Raw genomic sequence first — 2,754 nt, forward strand, 5'->3', positions numbered from 1 at the left:
ATCTTTTTTTCTTTAACTCTAAATACGGATACCCTTTTGACGGTTCACTTACTAAAACAACTTTTCTTCGTGTACCGTTTAATACCCCTTCTTGCTCATTTACAACGTAATCTTGATTAATCTTGTTGTTTTGTAGGTCTTCTATACTATCATATACATCTAATGCACCGTCTACTAACCATATCATGTAGTTTAACATTGTTTTATCTAAACCAAATGCTTCTAAATTCAGTAACAAGACTGGATATTCTAATGCTTCAAGAATAATCCCATAGTCTTTATCAATTATATAGTTGTTTTCCTCTTCAAAAGATGTACTATCTTTTGTAGGTCTCTTTAACAACTCGTCTTTATCAATCGGTGTACTGAAATCATAGTAGTATTTATCGGTGTTTATTCTAGATGATTGCGTTTCAAGTATAGAATTTAACTTTTTATGCGTATACGATAATGGAGATTGTATGAACTGCATCGTTTCATGGTATAAATTACTTGACAATGAACCTAAATCCAAGTTTGATACTGAAACTGGGTGTACTTCCCATACGTATTGCATTTTGTTTTCCTTCTTAGGATATTCCTGTTTGTAGGAATCTTTCCTGTTACGCCCTTTCATGCCTTTATCTTGCAATTTAACCTCTTTCTTTTTAAAACGCATCATTGTTACTACTCTTGTGTAATCAAAACCTGCTAAGGACAACGTACCCCTAAACTCATAAAAATCATTCTCTACTAAATCGTTTGGTACATATACTACTAGTTCACCTTTTGTGAGTTTCTTTTCTCGACCTTGCTCACCTATAAAATGAACTCGAAATGATACGAATTTACAGTTTGGTGCTAACTCTTCTGAATGAAAGATAGGCGGTTTCTCTATCTTATGCTTCACATACCCACCTACAACGACATCCCTTAGACGACCTTTCTTGTTTATCTCGTTTAAGATATCAAAGGTGGGTATAGATGTATCAACAATTTTCAGTTTGTCTTCAAACACCAATACCCCTACTTTCTTATCTTTGTTTATATTAAATAAAGCTTTCAATAAAGACTTTTGCAATATCAGTCATTTCGTTTTCTAACTCTTTTAATCTAGTTTCGATTTCCATATACTCCGAACTATCTTTACCTTTGTCTATTTCAACTACCCCTTGCATACTTAATAATTGAGTAGAGTCTTCCTTTTTCTCACTATACTTCTTTAGTAATTCTTTCGGATACATAGTAGAGTCTCCTTTCTTATTCTTTTGGTTTACACTCTTTATCTAATCCCGCTTCGAATTCACCGCATACTTTACAAATAGCAAGACCTCCATCTAATACTAAGTTTGCTATTGTATCACTTTCCATTTCTTCGGGACTCTTGTTTGTAAAGTCTTCTTTTGTATATAATACATGATTATTTTTCGTTTCCATTGCTACCCCTCATTTCTCTTCTACAATCCAACCGTTTAACATAGCGTATTTATACTTTCTTGGATACTTTCTCTTCCAGTTTTCCCATTCTTTCGAGTGTCCTATTGTGGCTAAAGGGTTATTCCTTTTCTTCTTTTCAAGAATCTTTGCAACCCACTCAGGAACTACAGGTTTATAAAATTCATTTTCATTCATTTTGACACTCCTTTGTGTTTTCCTCGATTACTTCAACCGTTACTTTAACCTTCTTACCTTCAAAGTTAAACAGGTCTTGTGTTAAATAATCATTAATTTCTTTTATGTATACATCATGGTAAAGTGCATTACTGTTTCCATAATCAATTTCTTGCTCTACTACTTTACCGATGTACGTTTTCTTTTGTGGCATATAAGACACCTCTTACCCTAATGTAGTAAATCCTGCTGTTTTATAGCTCACATCACGGTCTACTATACTAAATTTACTATACATTGCATGAATTTCTAAGTCTTCTTCTACTAACTGGAATCCATACTCACGACACATTGCTTGAGCAATTACTTCATGTTGATTTGTATCTACTTGTTTTACAATTCGATGATATAAGTCTAAGAATTCTTCGTTTGTTATGTCTCCACGAATCATAAGTGTAGAGTAAGAGTATTCACTATGCTCATCTGTTGCAAAGCGTACAAATCTTACTTTAGGTAATCCTTGTAACTTTTCTTTTGTTGTCTCTTCATACTCTAACCAACTCTCTAATAATTCTCTCAGTTGAAATTTTGAAGATGCTTCTAGTGTTGTAAGTAGTTCTTCTCTATCTGCAATTTTAATTTCTGCTTTGAAAATCTCAGTCTTCTCACCTTTTCTCATTTTAGTCATTTCATAAACCGTCACTTCAAAACCTAATTCATCATACTTATTTAAAATCTCCATTTTACTACCCCTATTCTTGATTCTCTTTATCGTTTAACTTTACTTTATTCTCACACGAGAAACAAATGAACCCACACTCTGTTAACGAATGAATTGTAACAGACATTTGTTTCTCTATATTATGCCGTTTATTTTCTAACTCTTTATAGTCTACTTTGTTCTCACACTCATTACAGATTAATGTAAAACCTTTACTCATGTTTAACTACCCCTTAGTATGGTGAATATACTTCTATACGTCTTAAATCGTCTCTTACTACGTCTTCTTTCTTATAATCTTGTACAATACCAAATCCACTCATTGCATGAATCTCGAAAAAGTGAGTTTCTTTTACAAAACCATAACGTTTACATAACTCGTCTGCTATCTGCTCACGATTTAAATTTATACCTTCTGACACCACTTGATTGTACATGGAAAT

At 32.8% G+C, this 2,754-nt stretch carries 7 protein-coding genes; all 7 read right to left on the bottom strand.

Going from position 1 to position 2,754, the window contains the following annotated elements:
• Window positions 1-1,060 (bottom strand): hypothetical protein (locus ACXAC4_RS17905; protein ID WP_475164272.1); only part of this gene is annotated, 1,060 nt, incomplete at its 3' end.
• A complete protein-coding gene (locus ACXAC4_RS17910) occupies window positions 1,029-1,223 on the bottom strand; it encodes a hypothetical protein (RefSeq protein ID WP_000283262.1) in 195 nt (64 codons plus the stop codon). The genes ACXAC4_RS17905 and ACXAC4_RS17910, both read right to left, overlap by 32 nt.
• A 16-nt stretch (window positions 1,224-1,239) precedes the next feature.
• Window positions 1,240-1,416 carry a hypothetical protein gene (locus ACXAC4_RS17915; protein ID WP_475164275.1) on the bottom strand — a complete coding sequence of 59 codons (177 nt, stop codon included), beginning with the start codon at window positions 1,414-1,416 and terminating at the stop codon, window positions 1,240-1,242.
• A 9-nt stretch (window positions 1,417-1,425) separates the two neighbouring features.
• Window positions 1,426-1,611, bottom strand: a complete 186-nt coding sequence (locus ACXAC4_RS17920) for a hypothetical protein (protein WP_475164277.1) — start codon at window positions 1,609-1,611, stop codon at window positions 1,426-1,428.
• Window positions 1,604-1,804, bottom strand: a complete 201-nt coding sequence (locus ACXAC4_RS17925) for a hypothetical protein (protein WP_475164280.1) — start codon at window positions 1,802-1,804, stop codon at window positions 1,604-1,606. The genes ACXAC4_RS17920 and ACXAC4_RS17925 overlap by 8 nt, the downstream gene beginning before the upstream one ends.
• A 12-nt stretch (window positions 1,805-1,816) precedes the next feature.
• The gene (locus ACXAC4_RS17930) at window positions 1,817-2,332 is read right to left on the bottom strand and encodes a hypothetical protein (protein ID WP_000404429.1); all 516 of its coding nucleotides are present in this window, start codon (window positions 2,330-2,332) and stop codon (window positions 1,817-1,819) included.
• 212 nt (window positions 2,333-2,544) lie between these two features.
• A partial coding sequence (locus ACXAC4_RS17935) for a hypothetical protein (RefSeq protein ID WP_475164282.1) occupies window positions 2,545-2,754 on the bottom strand: 210 nt, incomplete at its 5' end.

This window comes from Pseudoalteromonas sp. AWM4_233 (assembly GCF_056158285.1).